The following is a 23,992-nucleotide window of genomic DNA, read 5'->3' on the forward strand; positions in this document are numbered from 1 at the left end:
TCTATAAGAAATAGCGCTTGAGCAAGCCTGACGAAGATAAATGAGTTTATCCTGCAATAATGTGCATGTTCACTGTTTTACCTCTTTAGCGTGTTAAAGTAAAATGGCATCATGATTATCCAAGAGAGAAGGAGTTGTTCATATGAAGAAGTTTATTGCCTTGGCAATGACTGTCGTTATGTCAGGATTAGTTTTAACCGGTTGTGGCAGTGCTAGCACCGGAACCCCAAATGCCGAAAAGGCAGCAACCCCACAAAAGATCGTGGTTGGTTTGGATGATACCTTTGCCCCCATGGGTTTTCGCGATGATAAGGGCGAATTAGTCGGCTTTGATGTCGAGATGGCCAAAGAAGCCGCTTCCCGCTTAGATATGGAAGTAGAATTCAAACCTATTGATTGGAATAGTAAAGAAGTAGAACTCAATAGCAAAAAGATCGATATGATTTGGAACGGTTTAACCATTACCGAAGAAAGACAGAAAAACATCCTCTTTACACAACCCTACATGGCTAATCATCAAATCATCGTCGTTCTCCCAGACTCAGATATTAAAACTAAAGCGGACCTCAGTGGCAAAGTAATCGGGACCCAAGAAGGTAGCTCCAGCCTAGATGCTATCAATGCAGAGCCTGAAGTGGCTAAGACCTTTAAGGAAATTAGAACCTATGCCGATTATGTGGCTGCTCTCAATGAATTAAAAATTGGCCGGGTAGATGCCGTGGTGGCTGATGAAGTCGTATCCCGCTATTACATGAGCAAGAAACCGGGCGAATATGCTGTTATTGAAGACAACTTCGGTGAAGAAGAATATGGTGTTGGACTCCGTAAAGATGATACTGAACTCTTAGGCAAGCTGCAAGGCGCCCTGGATGCGATGAAGGCCGAAGGAGTATCGGCTGAAATCGCCAAGAAGTGGTTTGGTGAAGACATCATTAAGTAATTAAGAAACGATCCGTTTCCGACAAGATGAGGCTGATGGGTTATCCATTAGCCTTTTCTGTGGTATTATAGGTTTGTCCATAGAGACCCAGAGAATAATTTGAGGAGAGACAAGATGGACTATATTTTACAAATTCTCGGCCCCATGCTCGACGGCACGGTGGTCACCTTACAAATATTTTTTGTGACCATTATAATGTCCTTGCCCCTAGGATTGTTGCTGGCTTTAGGGCGAATTTCTCGTTTTAAGCTATTGAATTCAGGAATTAGTATCTATATATGGATTTTCCGTGGCACGCCTTTGATGCTTCAGCTCTTATTTGTCTATTTCGGCTTGCCTTTTATACCTGTGATTGGGGAAGTTCTCACCCTCACAGATTTTCAAGCGGCTATCTTGGCTTTTGTCTTGAATTATGCAGCCTACTTTGCGGAAATCTTCCGGGCGGGTATTCAGTCCATCGACCGGGGCCAATATGAAGGGGCTAGAGCTTTAGGTATGACCTATAGCCAGCTCATGCGCCGTATTATTCTTCCCCAAGTAATCAAACGGGTCTTACCTCCTCTGAGCAATGAGACCATTACCCTAGTTAAAGATACCTCTTTGATTTATGTTTTAGCCATGAATGATTTACTACGCACCACGAAAGCTTTGGTGCAGCGGGACTTTACTATGACCCCCTTCATCGTTGCCGGCATCTTTTACTTGATTATGACTTTAATTCTGACTTATGGCTTCCAAAAGCTGGAGAAGCGTTATGCGATCTACGATGAATAGGGATTGGGGTGATCTGGGATGAAAATGATCAGTGCCTTAAATATTGAAAAGAAATTTGATAAGTTAGAAGTTCTGAAAAGCGTCACTTTGGAAGTGTACAAAGGCGAGGTAGTTGCCATTATTGGTCCTTCCGGATCTGGGAAAAGCACCTTCCTTCGCTGCCTTAATCGGCTGGAAAACATTGATGGTGGAAGCATTGTCATTGAAGGTGATGAATTAGTAACCACAACTTCTGATGGAAAAGTAATGTACGCCGAAGAAACACAGGCACGCATGATCTGCCGTAAGATGGGGATGGTTTTTCAACAGTTTAATCTGTTCCCGCACCTGACCGTTTTGGATAATGTCATCGAAGCACCCATAACCGTAAAGGGTGTTAAGAAGGAAGAGATTATCCCAGAAGCTGAGGAACTACTGCGCAAGGTAGGCTTGCAAGATAAGCTAGGCAGCTATCCGTCACGACTATCCGGTGGCCAAAAGCAACGTGTGGCTATTGCCCGTGCCTTAGCCATGAAGCCTGATATCATGCTCTTTGACGAACCTACCTCCGCACTGGATCCTGAATTAACCGGAGAAGTGCTCAAGGCCATGCGACAGCTTGCTGAAGAGCATATGACCATGATCGTCGTGACTCATGAAATGGGCTTTGCTCGTGAAGTGGCAAACCGAGTGATATTTATGGACAATGGCGAAATTATTGAGCAAGGGGATCCAGAAGATGTGTTTGGAAATCCTCAACACATGCGTACTCAAGCTTTTTTGAATCATATGAGTGCAAAGTGAGATTAAAACTATAGAAGGTAGCAATGTCTTGACATTGCTACCTGTTTTATATTATTATCTATTTAAAATTATTATTTTTTCTGAAAAAGAGGATTATATCGCAAGATGGCGAATATTAGGATTTAATTAGGAAATGTAAGATTTTTACTTATTTTTATTAAGTAATTTATACCATTTTGTATTTATTAACACTTTATAATTTTGGTTACGTAACATCCGTTTATTAAGTTGTTTCGCTATGGTTTTGGCTATAATCGTAAGAAAAATCACTAACTAATGACCTCTATCGAATTATCACTAATGAACCATCACTAATGAGTTAGCACTAATGAATTAGCACGGACAAGTAAGATAAGCATGAGCGCTTGTGCAGTAGGAAACATTCTGGTTGACCGATTGTCGTCGAAAGGTGTGGGTGGTATGGATATAATTAAAAATAGCCTTAAGAAGCTATTTTTAGCCTATCCAAGTTTAATCCTCGCACTTTCAGGCGTATGCCTCTGGATTTTTGTCTATTTGATTTATTGGGTTTTGCCACTGAATCAGGCACGTTGGGTTTGGTTTTTCGTTGTGGCGGTCCTCATCTATAATGGAATCTTGTTAGGCAATTTCGTTAAGACTCTAGCAGTTAAAGGATATACAGACGCACTTACAGGTCTGCCCAATAAAGGTTTTATGTATCTACGGCTCAATATTGATATTGAAAAATACACACGAAGGCAAAAAGATTATTCATTAGCCATGATTGATATTGATCGTTTTAAGAAAATTAATGACACATACGGCCATCTTGCGGGCGATAAAGTCATCAAAGAAGTAGCAGACATCATAAAGCACAGTGTAAGAGCTAGCGATTCAGTGATTCGCTGGGGCGGTGAGGAGTTTGCAGTATTACTCCCTGAGACTAGTGAAGAAGGGGCTGCCAGTCTCGTCGATCGAATCCGCACAGTGATCGAATCTCATGATTTTGGCCCTGCCGTGGAATCTCACAAAGTGACGATCAGTGCGGGAGTGGTTTCTTTTAAAAACCTTCAAGAAGTCAGACAAAGAGAAAAGCATCTTACGAATCCAACAGATCTCATTGTCAATTTTTCAGACCGAGCCTTGTACCAAGCTAAGCAAACACGCAATACGGTCTGTTGCTTCAACCATGGGATTATTGCTTAACCCATCAGCAATATAAAAAGCATAATGAAACACAAGTCGAAGGTGAAGAGCCTTCGGCTTTTTTAATTGATCATAGATCATTGCTCAGGGGAGGCGGTACCCTCATTACTTGATCGAAGTGTCGAGAGTGGAAGTCGAAAGTTGTTGAAAAAAGAGTTAAATTAAGATAAAAGATAGCATTGACATATTTCTTGTTGTATTTAATAATAAAAACATGAAGAAATAGGAAATAGAGTGATAACTTACCTTTATCCGTTTAAAATTGTAAATGCCTCTATCACAGAAAAGGAAAAGGAAAGAAAAAAAGAAAGAAAGAAGAGGATTAAGTTGAAAAGTATTCGAACACGATTAGTTGTTTATTTTACCATTTTAGTATTGCTTTCAACGGTAGCGTTGGGCATTGTTGCTACCCTGAGAGCAAGTGATGCTCTTACCGTTGAAGGGGAAGAAGCTCTCGTCTTACTGGCAAGTGACGCGGCCAAACTAACAGAAAGTCGCCTGGAAACCCAAAGTACATATTTACAGATGATTGCCTCACGAGAAGACATTCAGACCATGGATTGGCAAGTCCAGCAGCCTATATTAAAAGGGCAATTAGCTAATACGAAATTCTTAGACATCGGCGTCGTTCAGATGGATGGCTCCGTCAGCTATTCCGATGGCTCGACCAATAATTTGGGGGATCGGGATTACGTTAAGAAGGCCTTAAACGGGGAGTTGGCTATATCAGACATAATCATAAGTAAAGTAACGAACTCCCTGGTCCTCATGTATGCTGCACCAATCAAGAAAGATGGTCAAGTGGTCGGAGCTTTGGTGGGTCGCAGAGATGGCGACGCCTTAAGTCTCATTACTGATGATACCGGGTATGGGGAAAATGGCTATGGCTATATCATCAACGGCAAGGGTGTTGTAGTAGCCCACCCTGATCGAGATAAGGTGTTCAGTCAATTCAATCCCATCGAAGCAGTAAAGGAAGATCAATCTCAAGCATCAGTTGCGACACTATTTGAAAAGATGCTAGCAGATAAGCAAGGGGTTAGTGAATATTCCTTTAACGGCGGAGATTTTTATGCGGGCTATGCCCCTATTGAAGGTAGAGACTGGATATTTGTGATAACTGCAAGTCAAAATGAAGTTTTAGCAGCCATTCCCACCCTGCGCATGAGTATTTTATTCGCTGCAGCGATCATTTTGTTAGTGAGTATAGGTCTGGTTCTTATCATCGGAAATTCTATCGCTAAGCCCATTGTTAAGGTGGCAAACCATTCCGAGAAAATCGCTAATCTGGATGTTACCCACAATGTACCTGAAGATTTGCTTAAACGGCAAGATGAAATTGGCGACTTAGCCAAAGGATTCCAAGTCGTTACCACAAGCCTTAGAGAGTTTATCAGCGATGTAAAAGCATCCTCTGAGCAAGTCGCTGCTGTCTCTGTACAATTGACTTCCGCGACCCAACAAAGCTCTATTGTTGCCGAAGAAGTAGCGAAAGCTGTTGTGGAAATCGCCAGAGGGGCTACGGAGCAAGCTAGCAATACGGAAGAAGGCTCAACAAAAGCGTCGCACCTTGGTCAAGCCATTGAGAACGACATGTCCCATACTAAAGCCTTAAACGGCGCCGCTCGGGAAGTGGTTATCGTTGTCGATGAAGGCCTCAAGGAGATTGATGATCTTTCTCGTATTTCTCAAGAAAGCGATTGCGCCACCCAAGAAATCTACACTGTTATCATTAAAACGAATGAGAGCTCTCAAAAGATTGAACAAGCCAGTAACGTCATCGCTTCTATAGCTGACCAAACCAATCTACTGGCCCTCAACGCCGCTATCGAAGCAGCCAGAGCAGGAGAGGCAGGAAGAGGATTTTCCGTAGTAGCCGAAGAGATCAGGAAGCTTGCCGAGCAATCCTCGACTTCTACTAAGTCCATCGATATGGTGGTCAAGGAATTGCAGCATAATACCCAAGAAGCAGTCAAGACCATGGAGAGAGTTTCCGCTATTTCAAAGCAACAAGCAGAGAAGGTTATTAGTAGCAAAGATAAATATCGCTTGATCGCAGAAGCCATGAATGAAGCCATCAAAGCTGTGGAAGAACTGAATGTATCTAGTTCAGTAATGGAAAAGATGAAAAGTGAGATTCTTCTTTCCCTGCAGAACCTTTCGGCAATCGCTGAAGAAAATTCCGCTGCCACAGAGGAAGTCACGGCCTCCATGGAAGAACAGACGGCATCGATCGAGGAAATCGCTGCTTCTGCTGAAGGTATGTCCGATTTAGCTAAGAATCTTAATACAATTATCGCGAGATTTAAAGTATAGGATCTGCTTGAGGCAAGGCAACCGTAAAGGTAGCTTTGCCTCATTTACGTATGAGAGGCTACAAGTGTTTTTTCGAACCTTTTCTAATATTTCCTAGACAATGTTCGAAAAAACTATTGACCTTCGATAAAGTCTTAGTTACAATAAGGACTGTACTAATTTCATACTGTTCATATATCCGCAGAGATAGGGTCTGCAAGTTTCTACCAGGCTGCCGTAAATGGCCTGACTATGAGCAAAAACTGTGCCGTGCTGCGCATCATTAGAGCCCAGGCGGAGTGTTTTACTCATTTTTTTGAGTCAAGCACTCTGCTTGGGTTTTTGTATTCCTGTCGGTCGCTAGTCGGGTTCTGTTTAAGCTCAAAATGAAAAGAAAGAACTGCATCAGAAAGAGGAGGAAATTCCTGTGGCCAACCAAGCAAAACATCCTGTCGACGAAGTACTACCTTTTGGGCAACTTTTCCTTTATGGCTTACAGCACGTACTCGCCATGTACGCCGGAGCAGTAGCTGTTCCTTTGATCATTGCCGGGGCAGCAGGATTAACCAAAGAACAAACAGCTTTTCTAATTAATGCGGACTTATTCACTTGTGGTATCGCAACTTTAATTCAAACCATCGGTTTCTGGAAATTCGGCATCCGTATTCCCGTTATTCAGGGTGTTACCTTTGCCGCCGTAACACCCATGGTCATGATTGCTCAAAGTCAAGGCATGACAGGGATTTTTGGGGCTGTCATAATCGCCGGATTGTTTACCCTCTTAATTGCACCCTTTTTCAGTAAACTGATTCGCTTTTTTCCGCCGGTCGTCACGGGAAGTGTCATTACCATTATCGGTATCTCACTCCTGCAGGTTGGTGTAAACTGGGCAGCCGGAGGTGTCGGCAACCCGAATTATGGTTCGCTGACCTTTTTAGGAGTAGCCGGTATTGTGCTTTTGACCATTCTGCTCGTCAATAAATATTGTACAGGTTTTCTTGCCAATATTAGTGTGCTAATCGGTCTGGTAGTTGGAATGATTGTGGCCGTTCCCTTAGGGCTTGTAAACTTCAGTGGAGTAGGCAACGCGGCTTGGATCGGTATTGATACACCTTTTTACTTTGGATTACCTACCTTTGAGTTGGGAGCAATCATCGCCATGATCCTCGTCATGCTCGTTGTGATGGTCGAATCTACCGGAGATTTCCTCGCTATCGGTGAAATTGTCGGTAAAGATATTAGTGAGGATGACTTAACTCGCGGCCTAAGAGCGGACGGCCTATCCACTATGCTCGGCGGAATCTTTAATGCCTTTCCTTACACCGCTTTTGCGCAAAACGTAGGTCTGGTGGGCCTCACCGGCATCAAGAGCCGTTTCGTAGTCGCTACCTCTGGTCTAATCTTAGTTGTGCTCGGTCTATTTCCTAAAGTGGCTACAGTCGTCGCCTCCGTCCCCAGTGCAGTCCTCGGAGGTGCAGGCATAGCTATGTTTGGTATCGTAGCAGCCAATGGAATTAAGACGTTAAGCAAGGTGGATTTTAGCAATAATCATAATCTATTTATTGTTGCTATCAGCATCGGCATTGGGCTCATTCCTTTGGTTTCTCCTAACTTTTTCTCTCTCTTCCCAGCCTGGACCCAAACCATTCTCCACAGTGGAATTACCTTAGGCTCCATTACCGCGATTGTGCTTAATGCCTTCTTCAATGGACCTACTTCCGGAGCAAAGAAGGAAGAACACATGGATGAAGTTGTGGCAAGTACCGCGAAATAGAAAACCACTAAATGATATGAATAGCAGGAAAACGTGGGTGGGGAGAAATCTCCACCCATTTTGCAAGAATTATGGTAATACGGCTTGCATCACTAAAATGATTCTGCCATGATTAATAAAAAGAGACATGTAGAAATAAGGCGGGTTGAGGTGAGGATAAAATGCTCAGACAAAAAACAGTCACCTTATGGGAGATGACAGGTTATGCTGAAGTGATTGTCTTCATTGGTGCAGGAGGAAAAACTACTGCACTGCAAGCCTTGGCTCAAGAAATTCATTCCCAAGGGCGCCGGGTCATTGGGACAACTACGACCAAGGTTTACCCCATGCCCAGCTCCTTTTGGCAGAGCTGGGAGCGTCCTGATATTCCACCTCCACAAGGGATCGACAAGCCTTGCTTTTGGTACAGGGGAAACGGTGAAGAGAATAAATGGCTGGGACCTAGGGTGCAGATCGTGGACCAAGCCCTGAATGAGCGAACGAAGGATAGTGGGGTTTGGCTCGTTGAAGGGGATGGAGCACGGGGGAAAAAACTAAAATGTTGGAATCAGCATGAGCCTCAGATACCCTTAAAAAGCCAAGTAGCTATCCTTCTAATCTCCGGAGGACTTTGGGGGAGAACTCTCACCGAAGAGGAGATCCACCGGTCGGAAGAATGTCCCGAGTTTCTAGGCGGACTCTGGGCTTCTGAAAATGCTGCAGATTATATTCTTAATTCCCCGGTATTTTATCCTGAGTATAAAGAGTTGTCTTGGATTGTCCTTTTTAATGCCTTCAACGACCCATCCTACTCTAACCTTGAGGGAATCAGCCAGGCTGTACTCAAGAGTCTGGAAGGGCAATTTATAAACTCTCGTCCCAGTCGGACTCAGCCCCGGCACCTTCGCATAGCGGAGGGAGATGTCAAGAAAGGGAGCTTAACATGTTGCGATTTGTGGTAATGGCTGCAGGAAAGGCTTCGCGAATGGGACAGGACAAGCTGTCTCTGCCCTGGGGGGATACAACCATTCTTGGCCATGTGCTCCGAACCCTTAAATTGGCGATTCGAGAACATTCTAGAGGAGCGAACCATCAGGAAGTTCATTGCGAAATCCTTGTGATTGCCCCTAAAGCTTGCTCAGCCTATCGTCTTGGTGAAGAGGGTAACTTCTTAATACATGATGATTTTATAGCCAGTAATTGTCAGTGGATTCAATCAGAGCTAGGACAACCCTTGTCTCAGACAATCCGTAGCGGTTTAAAAGATTATTCCTTAGACGGACCCGGAATTTGTTTTATTCCCGGAGACCAAGTGGGCATGGATGAACAGACCCTAGCACGAATGATTCAAATTTTTATTGAAGAAGTACCGGATTTCTTGGTCCCTAAAGCCCTAGAAGTCATAGGTTCCCCCGTATTTTTCCACTCTCGTTATATTTCTGAACTAATGAATCTCCAAGGCGAACAAGGGGGCAAGCAGGTCCTAAATCGCTATCGAGAACGCTGGGTAAGCTTTCCTGTACCCGATGGTTTTTTTCTCGACATCGATACTATGACGGAATATCTCTCGCATCGCCCTAAGCTAGGCTAGGAAAGCACCTTGCTAAGAAGATTTTGCATTCTAAGATTCGAATAATAATGGGTGACAAAAATATTGATACGCTAAATTTAATAAGCTATATCTGACAGAAACTGTTACGTATCAAGTCAGAATGCTAACTAAACTTTTATGAGCTGTAAGGTGGTGTGATAATATGAATCCAGAACTCATGCAAAAAGTGAATAGTCTCATCCAAACGAAGGAAAGTGGTATTCTGGGGACCGTTATCACCTGTGAGATAAAGGATTTACCTCGTGGGAGCAAATTTCTAGTCAATAGCAAAGGAGAGCTTCTTGCCGGAGAGCTGCCGGAGGGCTTGCTTTCCTTGCTACATGAACCGATTCAAAGGGTATTTCTTCAGAGAAAGGCGGAGCGACTGCCCATCGGGAGTACCCTTTCCTTGGAGCTAAGCGATTCTTATTCTTCCCTAGAACTATTTTTAGATCCGATTATCCCTACCCATCGTCTGATCATTCTGGGTGGAGGCCATATCGCCCTTCCCTTAGTCCAGATGGGAAAGCTTCTGAATTATGAAGTGACCGTCATTGATGATCGTCCCTCCTTCGCCAATAAGGGACGTTTTCCTGAAGCGGACCAGGTGATTTGTCAGGATTTTCAGAGTGCTCTTCAGGAATTAACCTTCGACGAGAGTACCTATGTCATCGTCGTGACCCGCGGACATCGCTATGATCAAACCTGCTTAGAAGAAGTACTCAAGCGGCCTCAAACTGCCTATCTGGGGATGATCGGCAGCCGCCGCAAAGTAGCAACGATTATGAACAATCTAAGAGAAAATGGCTATAGTCAAGAGGTCCTCGATCGAGTCTATACCCCGATTGGCTTAGATATAGGAGCGCAAACTCCAGAAGAAATTGCAGTCAGCATCATAGCCGAGATGATTATGGTCGACCGCTATGGCTTCAGTCAAGGAAGGATGGGTGCCACTTGGACCATAAAGTCATTGAAGCAATCAGTCAATTAAATGGAGAGAAAGCAGTATTAGCCACGATAGTGAGTACAAAAGGCTCTACGCCGAGGAAAGCAGGAGCTCAAGTCCTCTTTTTCCAAGATGGAAGGACTATTGGCACCATTGGCGGGGGCTGCGGGGAAGCCGAGGCACGTGGTCACGCCTTAAATGCTCTGCACAAGCAAGAACCACTTCTGATCCAAGTGGACTTAACTCATGAAATTGCCGAACAGGATGGGATGGTTTGCGGAGGAACGATGGATATCTTTCTTGAACCACTCCTAGGTTTCTGAGCATGCGGACGTCCTATACTGCACTTAACCACCTTGGGTTGGGTATCCGCTGCCTCTAGAGATGGGAGCAAACGTGGATTAGTTCAGTGAGAAGGGGTAAAGAAATGATATGATGACTCCAGGAAATTTAGCCGATCCACCCGTTGTCCTCATTCGAGGGGCGGGGGAGCAGGCCAGCGGGGTGGGATGGGCTTTGCATAGAGCAGGCTTCCGAGTGGTCATGACCGAGATCGCACAGCCCTTGATGGTGCGCTGGCCCGTGTGCTTCGGCACTGCTATCCTCGAAGGATCTTGGGAGGTCGAAGGAATCCGAGGCATGCACATCGAATCTCCTCAAGATTGTCCGAGGGTTTGGCAACAAGGAGGAATTCCAATCCTTGTCGATCCGGACTTAAAGCACCTTCCCCAGATTCGACCGGATATTTTGATCGATGCTATTATGGCCAAACGCAATTTGGGAACGACCATCGCTAGTGCGCCTCTTACGATCGGCATGGGACCGGGTTTTTGCGCCGGCAAAGACGTACATAGGGTGCTGGAAACCAACCGCGGCCATAACCTCGGGCGCCTAATTAATTCCGGTTATGCCGAGCCTAATACGGGTATTCCTGAAGCAGTCCTGGGTTATACCAAGGAAAGAGTTCTTTATGCACCGGGTGCGGGCATCTTCGAAGCCAAATGCAGAATTGGGGAAGAGGTCCGGGTGGGAGATATCCTAGGGCTGATTCAACAAGGAGAGCAAATCACCCCGGTTCAAGGGAATCTGGGTGGGGTAGTACGAGGATTGCTGCGCTCGGGAACCGTCATTATAATGAACGAAAATAATGATGCTCGCATCAAAGTCGGGGATATAGATCCCCGTTTTAAAGAAGAATATTGTTGGACAGTTTCTGATAAAGCTCGAACCCTAGGAACTTCTGTTTTACTGGGCATTATAGAGTGGATGAATGGGGGCAGATAAAGTGTTAACTATACGAGATATCGTTCAACCAGAGACCTTGACAGAAGCGTATCAAATACTTACTAAGCAAAGGACCAACACAGTCCTGGGTGGTTGCGCTTTTTTACGTCTGGGTTCCAAACGAATCGGGATCGGCATTGATTTAGCCAAATTAAACCTCGACCAAATCACGGAAGAAGATGACACTATTAAGCTAGGGGCCATGACGACCCTGCGTCAAATTGAAACCCATCCTTTATTGAATGAATCTTTCGGTGGTGTTTTGCCCAAAGCCGTGAGCAATATCATCGGCGTTCAGTTCCGCAATGGCGTGACCATCGGCGGCTCCGTGTATTCCAAGTATGGTTTTTCCGATCCGATCACTGCACTTTTAGCCTTGAATGCTAAAGTGGACTTAGTCAAAGCGGGACGATTGCCCCTAGGTGAATTTTTAGCCCGACCCCGCGAAAAGGATGTTTTAACTCATGTAATTATTCCTAAGGAAGAGCAAATCGCCTCTTATCAGAGCCTGCGTATTTCAGCCAGTGATTATCCAATACTCACGGCGGCCGTAGCTAAGAACGGCGAAGATTGGCGTATCGTCGTCGGCGCACGCCCCCAAGTGGCAGAGCTGGCGGGCAAAGCCTCCGAGCAGCTTGCTCAAGCCTATGCCCACGCAAAACTCGATTCCTTTATGGTTGCCGGAGAGAAGAATGAAGTTAACGAAGTTGTTGAGGGTATCCTTGAACAAATGAGCCAAGAATTAAGCTTTGGCTCCAATGCCCGTGGATCAGCAACCTACCGTCAAGGGATAGCCAAAGTACTAGTTAGACGCGGGATTCAGGAGGTGTTAGCATGGATATCGAAGTAACCCTTAATGGCAAGAAAACAACCCTGCAAGGAAAAAAGGACGAATTTCTCGCCGATACCCTGCGCGCCCATGGCCAACTGAGCATTCGCAAAGGCTGTAATACCACCTGTTGCGGATTATGCACGGTTTGGATTGACGGGAAACCTACGCTCTCTTGTGCTTACCTCACCTTCAGGGCCGAAGGAAAGAATATTACCACCATCGAGGGAGTAAAGGAAGAGGCGGAAGCTTTCGCTAAGGTCTTAGTGGCAGAAGGAGCGGAGCAATGTGGCTTCTGTAGCCCGGGCTTCATTATGACCGTCTTGGCTATGAAAAATGAACTTCAAAACCCCACCGAGGATGAAATTATCCACTACTTAACCGGGAATCTCTGCCGATGTACCGGCTATATGGGCCAATTGCGTGCCATCAAAAAATACTTGGGGGTGGCCTAAATGAAGATAGTAGGAAAGGATAGTCCCAAAATTGATGGTATGGCCATCGCCACAGGACGTCCCGTATATACAGAGGATTTGGCGCCTAAGGATGCCCTCGTGATTAAGATTCTCCGCAGCCCCCATGCCTTTGCCCGCATTAAGTCCATCGATACCAGCCGGGCGGTGGCCCTTGAAGGAGTGGAATGCGTTTTTACCTATCAAGATGTGCCCGGGATTCGTTTTACCTTAGCCGGTCAATCTTATCCGGAGCCCTCTCCTTATGATCGCTTGATTTTGGATGAAATCGTTCGTTACGTGGGGGATGAAGTGGCGATTGTGGCCGCTGTCGATGAAAGAACGGCCCTCAACGCCCTGAAGCGCATCAAGGTACAGTATGAAGTCTTGGAACCTGTGTTAGATTTGGAAACAGCCATCGATCATCCTTCGATTGTCCATCCCGAGGATAACCTGCACTTAAATTTTGATATCGGTATGGAAAAGGAACGCAACATTATCTCCTATCAAAAGGTTGAAGCAGGGGAAGAGATTGAAGAAGCCCTAAGGCAATGTGACGTGGTCGTTGAGGAAACGGTCTATACTCAGGCCCAATCTCAAGCCATGATGGAAACCTTTCGTGCCTTCAGTTACCTAGATCATGCCAATCGCCTAGTGATCACCTCCTCGACCCAAGTACCCTTTCATGTCCGCCGACAAATAGCACGGGCCTTTAACATTCCAGCCAGTCGCGTGCGGGTGATCAAACCCCGGATTGGCGGAGGCTTCGGAGCGAAACAAACCGGTTGTTGTGAAGTATTTTCAGCCCTTGTCACCCTGAAAACCGGCAAGCCCTCCATCATCATCTATGATCGCACCGAGACTTTTAACTCATCGACCAGTCGCCACGCCATGAAAATGAAAGTGCGCCTGGGTGCGGACAAGGAGGGTATGATTCGTGCTTATGATCTGGAGGTTCTCTCCGATGGCGGAGCTTATGGAGAGCACTCCTCAACCACCCTAGGGTGTGTGGGCGAAAAAACCATGTCTATGTACAACAAGACCAAGGCTGTTCGTTTCACCGGAACCGCGGTCTATACGAATAAACAACCGGGAGGAGCCTTCCGTGGCTATGGAGCAACCCAAGGGACCATGGCCTTGGAAACTGCGGTCAATAAGCTGGCCGCCGAGCTGCAGATGGATCCTACCGAAATCCGTTTAAAGAACTTGATAGAAGAGGGAGAAACCTCTCTCGTCTATAATGGCAAGGTTATCAAGAGCACGACCCTCAAGGATTGTATTCGTAAAGGGAAGGAACTTATCGGCTGGGATGAAAAATACCCGCGTCAAGTACTTAGCAATGGTAAAATCCGAGCTGTCGGTATGGCTGTAACTCAGCAAGGCTCCGGAATTGCGGGAATCGATACCGCTTCAGCAGAAATACGCCTAAATGACGAGGGAAGCTATAACCTACTTTTGGGTTCGACGGATATGGGAACAGGCAGCGATACTATCCTCAGTCAAATGGCAGCCGAGATCATGGAAACAACTGTGGATCAAATCGCTGTCTATGCCGGGGATACGGATACATCCCCCTATGACCCCGGTTCCTATGCTTCCAGTACCACCTATGTGACCGGCATGGCAGTGGTGCAAGCCGCCGAAGAATTAAAGGAAAAGATCCTCATCCAGGGTGCCCGGTATATGGATAGAAACCCCGACGAAGTGGAATTTAACGGTCAGTCAGTGGTCACCTTGGATGGCAAGACAAGCATTACCCTTGAGAAGATTGCCGAGCTCAATGTACTAGGCTCAGGCCGTCATCAGTTGGTGGGTAACACGACTTATGGCAGCCCCGTCTCGCCACCCCCCTATATGGTAGGGTTTGCGGAGGTAGAAGTGGATCCCCAGACAGGTAAAGTAGAACCCATTGATTTTGTCGCCGTCATTGACTGCGGTACGGTTATCAATCCTAAACTGGCTCGCATCCAAGCCGAAGGGGGCTTAGTTCAAGGTATCGGCATGGCCCTCTATGAAGAAGTCCGCTACGATGGCAAGGGAAGAATGCACACGAATGATTTTATGCAATATAAAATTCCCACCCGCAAAGACGTCGGTAATATTCGTGTTCACTTTATCGAAAGCTACGAACCCACCGGACCCTTCGGAGCCAAATCCATCGGTGAAGTCGTCGCCAACACCCCCGCCCCAGCCATCGCCCACGCTGTCTTTAATGCAACCGGCTTCAGAGTTACAGAACTACCCATCACCCCCGAAAAAGTATTTCTCGGACAGGGATAAAAAGCGCGAAATAGTGGCTTCTTTGTTGTTTGTGACGTCATCAGCTGTTAATAGCGCATGGCTACAAAGTTGCAACTAGCTTTATATTTTTAAGCTTGCGCAGCTCTATAGATACTTTATAGCTAATAAAAGCAACGATTTTAACGTATAAAAAGTACATCTCAATAGTTTGGAAAGCCAGACTTGAGATGTACTTTTATTTCTTTACGCGAAGCTTTTAGTGTGAGTTTTATCACAGTAAGAACTAGCTGAGGTCACAGCATAAGGGTTGTCTTTGCGATAAGATAATTTCAGATGGTGCACGGACAACAATCGCCGACACCAGACACTGATCGTCAACAACATAAATTTATTAAAAAATATGATAGGGAGGATTTCAAAGAATGAGTATGTTCTGTTTTCAATGTCAAGAAACCGCTAAAGGTACGGGCTGTACAATCAAAGGGGTATGTGGCAAGACTGCTGATGTTTCCAATTTACAAGACCTTTTAATTTATGTCTTAAGGGGAATTGCTATCCACAGCCTGCAAGCTCGTGAATTAGGAATTGTTCGTCAGGATGTAGACAAATTTGTTATGGAAAGCTTATTTGCTACGATCACCAATGCTAACTTTGATAACGCCAGTTTCGTAGCTCGGGTACGTGAAGGCCTAGCCCTTAGAGAAAGCCTAAAGCAAGATATTCTCCAAGCAGGTGGCGTACTGCCAAACAACCTTCATGATTCCGCTACTTGGACCGCTGATACTGCAGAAGAATTCGATCAAAAAGCTGCTCAAGTCGGGATTTTAGCCACTGAAAATGAAGATGTTCGTTCCCTCCGTGAATTGATCATCTACGGACTCAAAGGAATGGCAGCCTATGCTGAGCACGCTTTTGCTCTCGGTTATGATGATAACAGCATTTTTGCCTTTATGATGAAAGGCTTAGCAGCAACTACTGACGATACACTCTCAGCAGATCAATTGGTCGCTCTGGTCCTCGAAACAGGGAAATATGGGGTGGATGTCATGGCTCTTCTCGACAAAGCCAACACCACGACCTACGGTAACCCTGAACTTACCAAAGTCAATATCGGTGTCCGTAACAACCCGGCCATCCTCATCAGTGGTCACGATCTGAAAGACTTAGAAGATCTCTTAAAACAAACGGTCGGAACTGGCGTAGATGTTTACACTCACGGTGAAATGCTTCCAGCTCACTACTATCCCGCTTTCAAAAAGTACGATCACTTTGTAGGTAACTATGGTAACGCTTGGTGGAAACAAGATAAAGAATTCGATTCCTTCAACGGCGCTATCTTGCTCACCACTAACTGCTTAGTACCGCCTAAGGATTCCTATAAAAACCGTCTCTTCACCACCAGCGTTGTAGGTTACGAAGGTGTACAACACATCCCGGCTCGTGAAAAAGGAAAAGCTAAGGATTTCTCTGCTATCATCGAATTAGCAAAAACCTTACCAGCTCCTACAGAGATCGAAACTGGAGAAATCGTCGGTGGATTTGCTCATAACCAAGTCTTCGCAGTAGCAGACAAAGTAGTCGAAGCTGTTAAATCCGGAGCCATCAAACGCTTCTTCGTCATGGCAGGTTGTGACGGACGGATGAAGAGCCGTGATTATTACACAGAATTCGCTCAAGCTATTCCTAAAGACACTGTCATTATGACCGCAGGCTGCGCGAAATACAAATACAACAAACTCGACCTGGGAGACATCGGCGGTATTCCAAGAGTCTTGGATGCTGGACAATGTAACGACTCCTACTCCCTAGCAGTCATTGCTCTTAAGCTTAAGGAAGTCTTTGGTCTTGACGATGTTAACAAACTTCCTATCTCCTACAACATTGCTTGGTATGAGCAAAAGGCAGTTATCGTGCTCCTTGCTCTTCTCTACCTGGGTGTGAAAAACATCCACTTAGGACCTACATTGCCTGCATTCCTCTCTCCTAATGTAGCAAAAGTACTTGTGGAGAACTTTGGAATCGCTGGAATCAACACCGTAGAAGACGATATCAAACTCTTCATGGGTGCCTAATTTCCCTATCGTAACCTACCCTCACCCCATAAAAAAAGCAGGAAGCCTTGGCTTCCTGCTTTTTTGGGACAAGGGGACAGGTTCCCTGTCCCACTTTTCCACTCATCTCACTCATCTCACTCATCTCATATAATAGTATTGTCCGAGATTCGCCACAATGCTATAATTTTCCTGAGGTGACTACTTATGGCAAGAAGGCCGAGGGAACAAAGCCCAACGGGTATTTATCATGTCATAATGCGAGGCGTGAATCGTCAAAATGTTTTTAATGACAAAGAAGACCGCTGCAAATTTATTGAGAAACTTGCTCAATTCAGAGGGGTAAGTGGTTATAGAGTTTTTGCCTATTGTCTTATGAATAATCATATTCATATTTTAATACAAGAGCTCAACGAACCCCTAAGTGCTGCAATCAAACGTATCAGTTCAAGTTATGTTTTCTGGTTCAACAAGAAATATGAGCGGTGTGGGCACCTGTTTCAAGAGAGGTTCAGAAGTGAGGCGGTGGATTCAGATCGATACTTCTTAACTGTATTACGATATATTCATCAAAATCCGGTCAAGGCTAAAATTGTTGATGATATATCGGAGTTCCCTTGGAGTAGCTATAAAGAATTTTTTGCAACAGATCATTTGGTCGATAAAGAGTATGTTCTTAATATGTTTGGCGACACCCCAGAAAAGGCACTGAAGGTATTTGCTGAATTTCAAAAGAAACAAAATGAGGACATTTGCCTTGAAGTTGAGGAATTGAAAACGACAAGTGATGAGAGAATTAAAGAAATGGTTAGGAAGCAGTTTGGAATCGAATCGATAAGGATAGGGGAGGCCGAGAAGGCCTTACAAGACAGTATCCTAAAAACATTAAAGTCGCTAGAAGGCGTAAGTGTTCGGCAGATTTCGCGGGTAACGGGGTTATCTAAAACAAAAGTTTGGCGGCTATAAAATTAAATCATTGGGGAAGGGTGGGACAAAGGACCTGTCCCCCTGTCCCTATCGCCCGTGGAATTCGGGTTCGCGCTTTTCGAGAATTGAGGCTACGGCCTCTTTTTTGTCTTCAGTACCCATGCAGAAGATGGAGCCAGCTTCTTCGTACATCAGACCCACTTCTAGAGGGGCATCGACGGCTAGGTTAATAGCTTTTTTAGCAAAACGAATAGCATAGGGTGGCATGCCGGCGATTATTTCAGCCATCTTCATGGCTTCAGCCATTAAGTCCTCGGGAGTGGTGACGATATCTACAAGTCCAATGCGAGCAGCCTCTTGAGCATTGATTTTTTCAGCAGTAAAAATGAGACGTTTAGCCTGACTGGGTCCGACAGTCCGTGTCAAACGCTGAGTTCCCCCCATATCAGGGTTGAGGCCAATCCGCACTTCATTGATAGAAAAACTCGAGGAACTTGAAGCAATACGAATATCACCACATAAGGCGAGCTCTAGACCGCTACCCACAGTGATACCATTGAGAGCCATAATTACGGGTTTAATAAAACGATCCCAACGCGTGTTAATTCCTTGGTAACGGTAGATATCTCGAGAGATAAAGTAGGAGTCGAGTTTGGCAAGTAGAGCTAGGTCTGCACCGGCGCAGAAAAATTTATCCCCTGCTCCGGTAAAGATGACCACCCGCACATCCTCATCATAGTGCAGCTCTTCTTGGATTTTCTCCATCTCCTGATAAGTTGCCAAGGTCCAGGAGTTCCCCTTGTCCGGACGGTTTAAGGTGACTATGGCGATAGCCCCCTGTTTCTCGACTATAAAATCACTGTATGAACCCATATTAAACTACCCCCCATCTTATAATGACTCAAAATGCAAACTGGGGACAGGTCCCAATTTTCAATATTTTTGCAAACTGGGACCTGTCCCCAGTTTGCACAGTTTGCACTCATAGCTGCCGGGCGGCATCATAGGCAGATTGAACAGCATCCAGTACTTTAGCCGGCCTGATTGTATCGCCGATTGAATGCAATGCCACTTGGATAGGGAGCTTAGCTTGGAGCTCCTTCATAAGCTCTTGATTAGCGACCGACCCAATAGCGGGGACCACCGTATCCGCGGGGATCAGGCTTTCTCCTTCCGGTCCCTCGACCCGAACACCATCAGGACCAACGGCTTTTACCATCGTATGGGTCAATACCTTAACCTGATGCCGTTTCAGATCGGCCAGCATCGCCCAGCGGGTGCTCGAGCCTAGGTCGCGGCCGACGCCCTTGGTCATTTCCACTAAAGTGACCCGCTTTTTTCCTTGCCAAAGAAGCTTAGCCAGAGTATCTATGCTTTCCGCTTGGTTAACGATGAGAAAACGGAGGGTTTCCGCATCCAGGGTCCCTTGGTTGGCCAAGTAGAGAGCAGTTTCCACCCCTACCGAGCCACCGCCGACGATAACGATGTTGTGACCCGTCTCTTTTCCGGCCAGTACATCCCAAGCTTGAGTGATGACTACACCTTCCTCTACAGGGAAGGGAGGTTCCATAGGCAGAGCGCCGGTAGCGACAACAATGTCGGTCCAGCCTTCCTTCTCAAAACTCGCCAAAAGGTTCTCCGCAGTTGCTTCTTGGCCCGTAGAGATTTTGACATCTTGCATCTCGCAGACTTGAACCAGATAATCGGTAAAGCGATTGAAGTCCTGGCGATCTGGTGGTGCTGCGGCAAGATTGATCTGGCCTCCGGGCTGACTGGATTTTTCCCAAACAGTTACATCATGACCGCGTAGGCTGGCCACCCGAGCAAACTCTAATCCTGCAGGGCCACCCCCCACCACAAGGATTTTCTTAAGCACAGCACTGTCGGCCTGGGTTTTATTGTTTAGCCCAAGCTCCGCCTCTCGCCCGGCTTCTGCATTCACTAAGCAAGCCACCGGTGCTCCTCGGAACACATGATCCAAACAACCCTGATTGCAACCTACACAGGGGCGAATTGGGGAGGAATCTAACCCTTGGGCTTTTAAGGGTAAAAAGGGATCCGCTAACAGGGGCCTTGCCATTCCAACCAGATCCGCATCCCCTGAAGTAAGAATATCTCGAGCCAACTCAGGAGAGGTTATGCGATTGGAGGCAATAACCGGCACAGAAACAGCCTCTTTTATGCCCCGAGCCAAATAGCGGAAGGCCGCGGGAGGGACATTCATCGTGATCTGAGGAACCAATGTCTCATGCCAGCCCCCCGTCACGTTGATAGCGTTCACCCCAGCCTCTTCTAAGGCCTTAGCAAAAATTCGTGCCTCTGCGTTGGTGTGTCCACCCGGCACAAAGTCATGACCGGCGATCCGAGCGAGCAAAGGGAAGTCGGGTCCTACGGCCTTTCGAATTTCTGCCACAACTTCTAAGGCAAATCGCATGCGGTTCGGTAGATCACCACCGTATTCATCCGTTCTTTTGTTCGTCACGGGAGAGAGGAATTCAGAGATTAAGTAGCCAGTCCCAGCAAGAATCTCCACTCCATCAAAACCTGCTTGCTGGGTGCGGGCAGCAGCTTGGGCAAATTTTTGAATCATTTTTTTAATTTCTTCCCCGGTCAGTTCGTGAGGAATCTCTTGCGTTAATTTAGAAGGTAGAGGGGAAGGAGCAACGGGCTGGTTCCCGGTCAATTGTGAGGAGGCATATCTTCCTGCCTGATAGAGCTGGGTGATGGTCTTTGCTCCTTCACTATGGATGGCTGCCACAAGCTGTTGTAGCCTAGGAAGATAGCGATCCTCATCCAACTGAACCATACCAATGGTGTTGCCGACTCGATCAATTCCGCATCCACCAACGATAATTAAGCCTACCCCACCTCGAGCTCGCTTACGGTAGAACTCAATAAGCTGATCAGTAACTTCTCCAGTCGGACAGTAATTTAGATGCATGGCTGGCATCACTATGCGGTTTTTTAGCTCCATTGTTCCGATCCTGATCGGAGAGAAAAGCGGATCATCATTAAACATACTTAGCACCTCCGAGAAATGAATGACCATTCATTATGGAACAGCATATCATGAAACCAGCACCGGGGGAACAGATTTTAGTAAATAAATCAGATAATTTTTAATTTACAAAATATTTGTAAAAGGGTATTCCGTTTTGCCCGGCCATCTGATATCATAATAGAAAATGAAATGAATGAATATTCATTCAGAAAGATATAGAAAGGGGAATCGAGTTGAACATATTGGTTTGTCTAAAACAAACATTTGACACCGAAGCGAAGATTGTGATCAATTCGCAAGGAAAAATCGACTCTACAGGAGTGAATCTCATCATGAATCCCTATGATGAATTTGCGGTGGAAGAGGGGATTCGCCTTAAAGAAAAGTTCGGTGGAGAAGTCACGGTATTGAGCATGGGTGGTGCGAAGGTCAATGAAGTCTTGCGTACAGCTCTGGCTATGGGGGCAGACAAAGCGGTTGCTATTCAAGATCCTGCTTTAGAAGGTAGCGATGAATGGGTTACAGCCGCGGTACTCGCCAAAGCAGTTCAAGCTATTCCCTTTGATATTATCCTCTCTGGACGGATTGCCATCGATGATGGATCGAGTCAAGTACCCACTCGTCTTGCTGAGATATTGAGTATTCCATCCGTATCATCGGTTACCGAATTAAAGATTGAAGATAAAAATGCTACGGTTACTCGCGATATAGATGGAGGCAGTGAGATTATCGAAGTACCGCTTCCCGCGGTGATTACTGCTCAAAAAGGTTTAAATGAACCACGCTATCCATCGGTAGCAGGGATCATGAAAGCTAAGAAAAAAGAACTGAAAACCCTAAACCTCGCCGATCTTGGACTTTCCGCAGCCGACTCGGTGACTCAGGGAGCGAAGATGAAGGTCCTTCAGGTTAGTTTACCTCCGGCTCGTCAAGGGGGCCGCCTGATCCAAGGGGAGCCTGCCCAAGCCGTCGCTGATTTGGTCATGGCCTTAATGAAGGAAGCAAAAGTTATCTAATTATCAAGAAAGTAAGAAAAGAGAGGATTGGGAAGGATGCCTAAGGGAATTTTAGTTGTTCTTGAGCAGTATAATGGGGAGCTTCGCAAGGTTTCCTTGGAGCTTTTAAGCGAAGGAAGACGGTTAGCCGACGCGGCGGGGCTCACCCTCACGGGAGTCTTACTGGGCCAAGAAATTAAAAATTTAGCAGCTGTCGCAGCTTCCCAGGGAGCTGATCGAGTGATTGTGGTAGAAGATGCAGCCCTGAAGGATTATACCACGGGTGCTTACACCTCAGTACTCAACCGAATCATCCGCCAGGAGGATCCTGAAGTGGTCTTCATGGGCAATACAGGAATGGGGAGAGATTTAGCCCCACGCCTTGCCCAACGTTTAGGAGTTGGGAGTGCCTCAGATTGCGTTGCCGTCACAGTAGATTCAACATACAAGCTGCGCTTTAGACGTCCTATCTATGCCGGCAAAGCTTATGCAGAAGTTGCCACAGAGGCCCGCCCTATTCTAGCCACCATACGTCCTAATAGCTTCAGCATTACCCCACCAAACCCAGATCGTCAAGCAGAAGTGGTCGAGGCGACCGCAACCATTGATGCCAATGATCTTCAAGCCATTGTCAAAGAAGTGGTTCGTCAAGCTTCCAGCCGTCCGGAATTGACTGATGCCAACATTATTGTTTCTGGCGGACGTGCCATGAAGAATGCTGAGAATTTCCGACTGCTTGAAGAACTTGCTGATACCATCGGTGCCGCTATAGGAGCTTCTCGGGCTGCTGTAGACTCCGGATATCGTGAGTATAAATATCAAGTGGGTCAAACCGGCAAGACTGTCGCCCCAACTCTTTATATTGCTTGCGGCATTTCAGGGGCCATTCAACATTTAGCTGGAATGGGATCCTCCAAATTTATCGTAGCGATCAATAAGGATCCAGAAGCCAATATCTTTACCGTCGCCGATTATGGCATTGTCGGCGATCTTTACGAGATTGTCCCCTTGCTTACAGAAGAGTTTAAAAAGCAACTGGCCTAGGGCGGCGGAGCTAGCATTGACAACCTTGAGAAAAGGAGGTCTAATAGATTAAAAACTTGCAAAGGATGACGTAATATGGCTATTTCCCAAGAAGATAAATATGAAAAGATTTTAGATGCGGCAATCGAGGCATTTGCTGAGGTGGGCTATCATTCATGCCAAGTAGCGAAGATAGCTCGCATGGCGGGAGTAGCTGACGGGACGATCTACCTCTACTTTAAAAATAAAGAGGACATTCTAGTACGCCTGTTTACGGAAAGAATGGGGAGGTTTATTGAGCTCATTCGGAGCGAAATGGATTCCTGCCAGAATACACGCAGTCGCCTTAGAGCTATTGTGCATACGCATTTGACCTATATGGAGAATAACCGTGCTCTAGCGACTGTATCACAAATCGAGTTAAGACAGCCTAACTCAAGCTTATATAGTGCCATTGCCTTCCCGCTGAGAGATTATTTTCGTTTGATTGAAGAGGTGATCGAAGAAGGAATAAAACAAAAGGAAATCATTCCTTCACTCAATGTTCACGTAGCACGGCAGATGATCTTTGGCACCATCGATCGAGCGACTACCGATTGGTTTTTTGCAAGATCAGAACGATCCTTAAGCAAGGACACAGACTGCATGATAGAACTATTCGCAGGTGCCCTGGGATTGCCGAAGGAAGAAAATATAAAGTAATAAGACCGTAGGATTAGTAGTAAGCATAACTGTAGTAAGAATAGGAGTAGTAAGAATAGGAGTAGTAGGAATAACAGCAGCAGTAGGTGAAGCAGGAACGGTAAAAGCAGTAAAAGCAGATTACGGGTAGACAACGCAGATAAAAGAGTGAGACTTGACGAGTGATGATTGATTTGAAAGCCTGAGAGAAAGGGTTTTCTCCGCCTCTAAAAGACTGAATATTCTAAATATAAACAAT

The 23,992-nt window shown here is 45.9% G+C and carries 21 protein-coding genes and 1 riboswitch; of the genes, 19 read left to right on the top strand and 2 right to left on the bottom strand.

From position 1 onward, the window contains the following. Positions 1-142 precede the first annotated feature (142 nt). From AAC978_RS01030 to AAC978_RS01105, 16 genes are all read left to right on the top strand, one after another. Positions 143-940, top strand: a complete 798-nt coding sequence (locus AAC978_RS01030; RefSeq protein ID WP_341546100.1) for an amino acid ABC transporter substrate-binding protein — start codon at positions 143-145, stop codon at positions 938-940. 114 nt (positions 941-1,054) lie between these two features. Continuing rightward, entirely contained in the window at positions 1,055-1,714 is a 660-nt protein-coding gene (locus tag AAC978_RS01035) for an amino acid ABC transporter permease (protein WP_341546101.1), read from the top strand. 18 nt (positions 1,715-1,732) lie between these two features. Further along, a complete protein-coding gene (locus AAC978_RS01040) occupies positions 1,733-2,497 on the top strand; it encodes an amino acid ABC transporter ATP-binding protein (RefSeq protein WP_341546102.1) in 765 nt (254 codons plus the stop codon). 420 nt (positions 2,498-2,917) lie between these two features. Further along, positions 2,918-3,664, top strand: coding sequence for a GGDEF domain-containing protein (locus AAC978_RS01045; RefSeq protein ID WP_341546103.1), 747 nt, complete (start codon positions 2,918-2,920; stop codon positions 3,662-3,664). A 327-nt stretch (positions 3,665-3,991) separates the two neighbouring features. Continuing rightward, positions 3,992-5,980 (top strand): methyl-accepting chemotaxis protein, encoded by a 1,989-nt coding sequence (locus tag AAC978_RS01050; RefSeq protein ID WP_341546105.1) that lies wholly within the window; start codon positions 3,992-3,994, stop codon positions 5,978-5,980. Between the two features lie 150 nt (positions 5,981-6,130). Further along, positions 6,131-6,232: riboswitch (purine riboswitch) on the top strand. Positions 6,233-6,386: 154 nt separating this feature from the next. After that, positions 6,387-7,733, top strand: a complete 1,347-nt coding sequence (locus AAC978_RS01055; RefSeq protein ID WP_341546106.1) for a nucleobase:cation symporter-2 family protein — start codon at positions 6,387-6,389, stop codon at positions 7,731-7,733. A gap of 161 nt (positions 7,734-7,894) precedes the next feature. Beyond that, on the top strand, positions 7,895-8,674 hold the full coding sequence (gene yqeC / locus AAC978_RS01060; RefSeq protein ID WP_341546107.1) for a selenium cofactor biosynthesis protein YqeC: 780 nt from the start codon (positions 7,895-7,897) through the stop codon (positions 8,672-8,674). Continuing rightward, complete coding sequence (locus AAC978_RS01065) at positions 8,674-9,303, top strand: nucleotidyltransferase family protein (protein WP_341546108.1); 630 nt, start codon at positions 8,674-8,676, stop codon at positions 9,301-9,303. The genes yqeC and AAC978_RS01065 overlap by 1 nt, the downstream gene beginning before the upstream one ends. Before the next feature lie 163 nt (positions 9,304-9,466). After that, a complete protein-coding gene (locus AAC978_RS01070) occupies positions 9,467-10,294 on the top strand; it encodes an XdhC family protein (RefSeq protein ID WP_341546109.1) in 828 nt (275 codons plus the stop codon). Beyond that, entirely contained in the window at positions 10,258-10,572 is a 315-nt protein-coding gene (locus AAC978_RS01075) for an XdhC family protein (protein WP_341546110.1), read from the top strand. The genes AAC978_RS01070 and AAC978_RS01075 overlap by 37 nt, the downstream gene beginning before the upstream one ends. Positions 10,573-10,681: 109 nt before the next feature. After that, positions 10,682-11,533 (top strand): selenium-dependent molybdenum cofactor biosynthesis protein YqeB, encoded by an 852-nt coding sequence (gene yqeB, locus AAC978_RS01080; protein WP_341546111.1) that lies wholly within the window; start codon positions 10,682-10,684, stop codon positions 11,531-11,533. Between the two features lies 1 nt (position 11,534). Further along, positions 11,535-12,383 (top strand): FAD binding domain-containing protein, encoded by an 849-nt coding sequence (locus tag AAC978_RS01085; RefSeq protein WP_341546112.1) that lies wholly within the window; start codon positions 11,535-11,537, stop codon positions 12,381-12,383. Continuing rightward, positions 12,368-12,817 (top strand): (2Fe-2S)-binding protein, encoded by a 450-nt coding sequence (locus AAC978_RS01090; RefSeq protein ID WP_341546113.1) that lies wholly within the window; start codon positions 12,368-12,370, stop codon positions 12,815-12,817. Before AAC978_RS01085 ends, AAC978_RS01090 begins: the two co-directional genes overlap by 16 nt. After that, positions 12,818-15,094 carry a xanthine dehydrogenase family protein molybdopterin-binding subunit gene (locus AAC978_RS01095; protein WP_341546114.1) on the top strand — a complete coding sequence of 759 codons (2,277 nt, stop codon included), beginning with the start codon at positions 12,818-12,820 and terminating at the stop codon, positions 15,092-15,094. It begins immediately after the preceding gene. 383 nt (positions 15,095-15,477) lie between these two features. Then, on the top strand, positions 15,478-17,127 hold the full coding sequence (gene hcp / locus AAC978_RS01100; protein WP_341546115.1) for a hydroxylamine reductase: 1,650 nt from the start codon (positions 15,478-15,480) through the stop codon (positions 17,125-17,127). 186 nt (positions 17,128-17,313) lie between these two features. Further along, the gene (locus AAC978_RS01105) at positions 17,314-18,072 is read left to right on the top strand and encodes a transposase (RefSeq protein ID WP_341546116.1); all 759 of its coding nucleotides are present in this window, start codon (positions 17,314-17,316) and stop codon (positions 18,070-18,072) included. A 48-nt stretch (positions 18,073-18,120) separates the two neighbouring features. On the opposite strand, the gene AAC978_RS01110 is transcribed toward AAC978_RS01105, so the two are convergent. Together AAC978_RS01110 and AAC978_RS01115 are read right to left on the bottom strand one after the other, a co-directional pair. Further along, complete coding sequence (locus tag AAC978_RS01110; protein ID WP_341546117.1) at positions 18,121-18,906, bottom strand: enoyl-CoA hydratase/isomerase family protein; 786 nt, start codon at positions 18,904-18,906, stop codon at positions 18,121-18,123. A 109-nt stretch (positions 18,907-19,015) separates the two neighbouring features. Next, positions 19,016-21,052: an oxidoreductase gene (locus tag AAC978_RS01115; protein WP_341546118.1), complete on the bottom strand. Its 2,037-nt coding sequence runs from the start codon at positions 21,050-21,052 to the stop codon at positions 19,016-19,018. 215 nt (positions 21,053-21,267) lie between these two features. Here AAC978_RS01115 and AAC978_RS01120 point away from each other — a divergent pair, with 215 nt between their 5' ends. The 3 genes from AAC978_RS01120 to AAC978_RS01130 all read left to right on the top strand — a co-directional run bounded on the left by AAC978_RS01120 (position 21,268) and on the right by AAC978_RS01130 (position 23,754). Next, positions 21,268-22,050: an electron transfer flavoprotein subunit beta/FixA family protein gene (locus AAC978_RS01120; protein ID WP_341546119.1), complete on the top strand. Its 783-nt coding sequence runs from the start codon at positions 21,268-21,270 to the stop codon at positions 22,048-22,050. A 36-nt stretch (positions 22,051-22,086) separates the two neighbouring features. Further along, complete coding sequence (locus AAC978_RS01125) at positions 22,087-23,073, top strand: electron transfer flavoprotein subunit alpha/FixB family protein (protein WP_341546120.1); 987 nt, start codon at positions 22,087-22,089, stop codon at positions 23,071-23,073. A gap of 75 nt (positions 23,074-23,148) precedes the next feature. Then, positions 23,149-23,754 carry a TetR/AcrR family transcriptional regulator gene (locus AAC978_RS01130; RefSeq protein WP_341546121.1) on the top strand — a complete coding sequence of 202 codons (606 nt, stop codon included), beginning with the start codon at positions 23,149-23,151 and terminating at the stop codon, positions 23,752-23,754. Positions 23,755-23,992 lie beyond the last annotated feature (238 nt).

The organism is Desulfitobacterium sp. THU1 (assembly GCF_038181555.1).
In the GTDB taxonomy this organism is placed as follows: domain Bacteria; phylum Bacillota; class Desulfitobacteriia; order Desulfitobacteriales; family Desulfitobacteriaceae; genus Desulfitobacterium.

Excerpts from the sequence above, each read along its gene's own strand:
- AAC978_RS01105 (WP_341546116.1), top strand. The coding sequence starts at position 17,314 with ATGGCAAGAAGGCCGAGGGAACAAAGCCCAACGGGTATTTATCATGTC.
- AAC978_RS01035 (WP_341546101.1), top strand. The coding sequence starts at position 1,055 with ATGGACTATATTTTACAAATTCTCGGCCCCATGCTCGACGGCACGGTG.
- hcp (WP_341546115.1), top strand. The coding sequence starts at position 15,478 with ATGAGTATGTTCTGTTTTCAATGTCAAGAAACCGCTAAAGGTACGGGC.
- AAC978_RS01115 (WP_341546118.1), bottom strand. The coding sequence starts at position 21,052 with ATGTTTAATGATGATCCGCTTTTCTCTCCGATCAGGATCGGAACAATG.
- yqeB (WP_341546111.1), top strand. The coding sequence starts at position 10,682 with ATGATGACTCCAGGAAATTTAGCCGATCCACCCGTTGTCCTCATTCGA.
- AAC978_RS01040 (WP_341546102.1), top strand. The coding sequence starts at position 1,733 with ATGAAAATGATCAGTGCCTTAAATATTGAAAAGAAATTTGATAAGTTA.
- AAC978_RS01065 (WP_341546108.1), top strand. The coding sequence starts at position 8,674 with ATGGCTGCAGGAAAGGCTTCGCGAATGGGACAGGACAAGCTGTCTCTG.
- AAC978_RS01095 (WP_341546114.1), top strand. The coding sequence starts at position 12,818 with ATGAAGATAGTAGGAAAGGATAGTCCCAAAATTGATGGTATGGCCATC.
- AAC978_RS01045 (WP_341546103.1), top strand. The coding sequence starts at position 2,918 with ATGGATATAATTAAAAATAGCCTTAAGAAGCTATTTTTAGCCTATCCA.
- AAC978_RS01110 (WP_341546117.1), bottom strand. The coding sequence starts at position 18,906 with ATGGGTTCATACAGTGATTTTATAGTCGAGAAACAGGGGGCTATCGCC.
- AAC978_RS01130 (WP_341546121.1), top strand. The coding sequence starts at position 23,149 with ATGGCTATTTCCCAAGAAGATAAATATGAAAAGATTTTAGATGCGGCA.
- yqeC (WP_341546107.1), top strand. The coding sequence starts at position 7,895 with ATGCTCAGACAAAAAACAGTCACCTTATGGGAGATGACAGGTTATGCT.
- AAC978_RS01125 (WP_341546120.1), top strand. The coding sequence starts at position 22,087 with ATGCCTAAGGGAATTTTAGTTGTTCTTGAGCAGTATAATGGGGAGCTT.
- AAC978_RS01090 (WP_341546113.1), top strand. The coding sequence starts at position 12,368 with ATGGATATCGAAGTAACCCTTAATGGCAAGAAAACAACCCTGCAAGGA.
- AAC978_RS01070 (WP_341546109.1), top strand. The coding sequence starts at position 9,467 with ATGAATCCAGAACTCATGCAAAAAGTGAATAGTCTCATCCAAACGAAG.
- AAC978_RS01030 (WP_341546100.1), top strand. The coding sequence starts at position 143 with ATGAAGAAGTTTATTGCCTTGGCAATGACTGTCGTTATGTCAGGATTA.